This window comes from Pseudonocardia pini (assembly GCF_013870575.1).
Taxonomy (GTDB): domain Bacteria; phylum Actinomycetota; class Actinomycetes; order Mycobacteriales; family Pseudonocardiaceae; genus Pseudonocardia; species Pseudonocardia pini.
Window position 1 is genome coordinate 1 of sequence record NZ_JACBXB010000648.1, and the last position, 3,274, is coordinate 3,274.

Consider the following 3,274-nt stretch of genomic DNA (forward strand, 5'->3'; position numbering starts at 1 on the left):
CGAACTCGACGCCCAACCGCAGTGCCCCCGCCACGGTCGGCCCGCCCTCGGGAGCCGCGTAGCCCGGGATCGGGTCGCCGTAGACCAGCCGGAAGACGTGCGGCTGGTCCACGGCCCAGTCGCGATAGGCGACGGCGGCGCCCACCAGCCGGCCGCGACGGTCGCCGCCCGCCTCGCGACCGGCCGCGACGGCCTGCGCCGCGGCCGCCTGACCGTCCGTGATCAGGGCGGTGATCAGCTCGTCCCGGCTCGGGAAGTAGTGGTACAGCGCCTGCGCGGACATCCCGAGGTCACGGGCGACGGCCCGCAGCGAGAGCTCGCCCGCGGCGTGGTGTCGCAGCGCCGCCTCCTTGATCTCGCGGACCGCCTCGGCGTGCCTGCGGTCGCGGACGCTGAGAACCGGCGGGACGGACGGGCTGGTCGACACGGTGGCGACGCTAACACTCTCAGTTTTCCTTGACACTGTCAGGCCGGACCGGCTCCGCTGCTCCTTGACACCGTCAAGGAGGTCTCCTGATGTCAATCACTGCGCCGATCCGCACGTGGCGCTCGTGGCACCGGCCGCTGTTCGCGTTCGCCCTGCTCATGGCCGTGCTCGCCGTCGTGTCGGCGATCGGCGTGCTCACCGACGACCGCTGGCTGGCGGGCGCACCCGTCTGGCTCAAGCCGTTGAAGTTCGGCCTGTCGTTCTTCGTCTACGCCGTCTCGATGGCCTGGGTCGTCGCACAGATGCGGCTGCGGAGCCGGTGGATCACCACCGTGGGGACGGTGCTGGCGGTGTCCTCGCTGCTGGAGCTGGCCCTCATCACGCTGCAGGCCGCGCGCGGGGTCGAGAGCCACTTCAGCTCCCGCGACATGGTGTTCGACCGGGTCGTCGCCTCAGGGATGGCGATCATGGTGATGGTGCTCTGGAGTGCCTCGCTCGCGATCGGGATCGTGGCGGTCCGGCACCGGTTCGGGGACGCCGCGACCACCGCCGCGGTGCGGTGGGGGCTGGGCGTCTCGGTGCTCGGTGCCGCGCTCGGCTTCCTCATGCTGCTCCCCACGGCCGACCAGCGCGCGGGCCTCGACGCCCTGGTCGGTGCCCACTCCGTCGGCGGCGCGTACGACGCCGCGGGCATGCCACTGACCGGCTGGGCGCTCGACGGCGGCGACCTGCGTATCCCCCATTTCGTCGGCATCCACGCGCTTCAGGCACTGCCGCTGCTCGCCGCCGCGTTGAGCGTGCCGCGGCTCGGGCTGGACGAGGCCCGCCGCGCGGCACTCGTCCGGACAGGAGCGCTCGGCTATCTCGCGATCGTGGCGATCACGCTGGTCCAGGCCCTGCGCGGACAGCCGCTCCTCGCCCCCGACGCCGTGACCGTCGGGGCCACGGTGGCGGCGGTCGTGGCCGTGGGGGTCGGGGTCGCGGCGATCGCCCGCACGCCCGCCTCGCCGATCAGCGGCCGTGCTGGCCGTCGTCGACCTTGACCACCGTGCCGGTCACGGCCTCCGAGGCCGGGGAGCAGAGGTAGAGCAGGGTGGAGTCGAGCAGCTCGGGGCGGGGGAACCGGTGGCGCGGCCACGCCTCGGCCATCTCCTGCTCCGAGGTCTTCAGCCTGCCGATCATGCCCTCCATCATCTCGGTGAGGAAGGCGCCGGGGGCGATGGCGTTGACGTTGATCCGGTACTTCGCCCACTCGACGGCGTGGACCTCGCTCATGCGCTCGATCGCGGCCTTGGACACCGAGTAGAGTCCCGCGGCGCCGCCGTGCCCGTAGTCGTGGGCGCCCATCGACGAGATGTTCACGATCCGCGCCGGCCGCTCGGCGGCGATCGAGCGGCGGGCGACCTCGGTGGACAGCTGCCACGGCCCGCGGACGTTGGTGGCCAGCACGGCGTCGACGACCTCGAGGGGCATCCGGTGGGCCCGCTTCGCGTCGGGGATGCCGGCGTTGTTGACCAGGATGTCGACCGGGCCGAGACCGGCCTCGACGGCGTCGACCGCGCCGGGGATCGCACCGGCGTCGGCGACGTCGAGCTGTACGGGCAGGGCCCGCCCACCGGCCGCCTCGATCTCCTTCGCCAGCTCCTCGAGCCGCTCCAGCCGACGCCCGGCCACGGCGACCGCCGCACCGGCCTCGGCCAGGACCGCGGCGAACCGGCGGCCGAGCCCCGAGCTCGCACCGGTGACGAGGGCGACCTGACCATCGAGCTCACCTGACACTGACTACCTCACCACGACGTCGGGGACGGACCCGACGACCCTACCTTGTCTAACGTTCGTTCAGTAAGCGCCGGCGTCGGTGCGGGCGGTGATCGTCCGGCCCGCGTCCCGGGCTGCGGCGTCGTCGAGGAGCACGGCGGAGCCGCTGGTGCCGAAGCGGGTGGCGCCGAGCGCGAACAGCTGCTCCAGGGTGTCCAGGTCCCGGACCCCGCCCGAGGCCTTGACCTGCACCGACGGCCCCACCGAGGCCCGCATCAGCGCGATGTGGGGCGCGGTCGCTCCTCCTCCTGCGAACCCGGTGGAGGTCTTCACGAAGGCCGCGCCCGCGCGTTCGGCGGCCTCGCAGGCGGCCACGATCTCCGCGTCGGTGAGGAAGACCGTCTCCAGGATGACCTTGACCACGAGCCCGTCCGCCGCCGCGACGACGGCCGCGACGTCCGCCTCGACGTCCGCGACGAGCCCGCTGCGCAGCCTGCCGATGTTCTGCACCATGTCCAGCTCGGTGGCGCCGTCGGCGACCGCCTGCCGGGACTCCGCGACCTTCGCGGCGGTCGAGGTGGTGCCGTGCGGGAAGCCGATCACGGTGCACACCGCCACGCCGGTGCCCGTCAGGACCTCGCGGGCATGGGCCACGTCGGAGGGCCGGACGCACACGCTGAACAGGCCGTACCGGGCGGCCGTCGCCAGCTCGGCGTCGACCTGGGCGCGGGTCAGCTCGGGCTTGAGCACCGCGTGGTCGATCATCGCGGCGATCTCGGGTGCGGTGAGGGACATGCGGCCGACGGTACTCACGGGGCCGTCGGTACCGCGCCCGACGCCACGACCCCGCCCGCGGCGTCGGCGATCCGCATGCGCGTGACCTCCTCGCCCGGTCGGGGCACACCCCACCACTCGGTGCCGCCCTCGGCGTCGTAGGTCACCGACGAGACGACGGACCCGTCGCGGCGCAGGAGATCGCAGGTCAACCGGCCCGCCGCGGGAGCCTCCAGCCACACCGACAGGAACTCCGGGCGGTCCCGGTCCACCACCACGTCACCGACCCTGCGGTCCCCGGAGACCAGCGGCTCG

5 protein-coding genes are annotated in these 3,274 nt (G+C 73.4%); 1 reads left to right on the forward strand and 4 read right to left on the reverse strand.

The genetic code is table 11. The features are described from left to right. Window positions 1–427: TetR/AcrR family transcriptional regulator (locus H5J29_RS26470; protein ID WP_181783726.1), on the reverse strand; the 427-nt coding region annotated here is incomplete at its 3' end. 89 nt (window positions 428–516) lie between these two features. Here H5J29_RS26470 and H5J29_RS26475 point away from each other — a divergent pair. Beyond that, window positions 517–1,470 (forward strand): hypothetical protein, encoded by a 954-nt coding sequence (locus H5J29_RS26475; protein ID WP_181783727.1) that lies wholly within the window; start codon window positions 517–519, stop codon window positions 1,468–1,470. On the opposite strand, the gene H5J29_RS26480 is transcribed toward H5J29_RS26475, so the two are convergent. From H5J29_RS26480 to H5J29_RS26490, 3 genes are all read right to left on the reverse strand, one after another. Continuing rightward, window positions 1,439–2,206 (reverse strand): SDR family NAD(P)-dependent oxidoreductase, encoded by a 768-nt coding sequence (locus H5J29_RS26480; RefSeq protein WP_181783728.1) that lies wholly within the window; start codon window positions 2,204–2,206, stop codon window positions 1,439–1,441. The two genes, H5J29_RS26475 and H5J29_RS26480, sit on opposite strands and share 32 nt — an antisense overlap. A 60-nt stretch (window positions 2,207–2,266) precedes the next feature. After that, window positions 2,267–2,980: a deoxyribose-phosphate aldolase gene (gene deoC, locus H5J29_RS26485; protein WP_181783729.1), complete on the reverse strand. Its 714-nt coding sequence runs from the start codon at window positions 2,978–2,980 to the stop codon at window positions 2,267–2,269. Window positions 2,981–2,994: 14 nt separating this feature from the next. Then, window positions 2,995–3,274 (reverse strand): hypothetical protein (locus H5J29_RS26490; protein WP_220187966.1); only part of this gene is annotated, 280 nt, incomplete at its 5' end.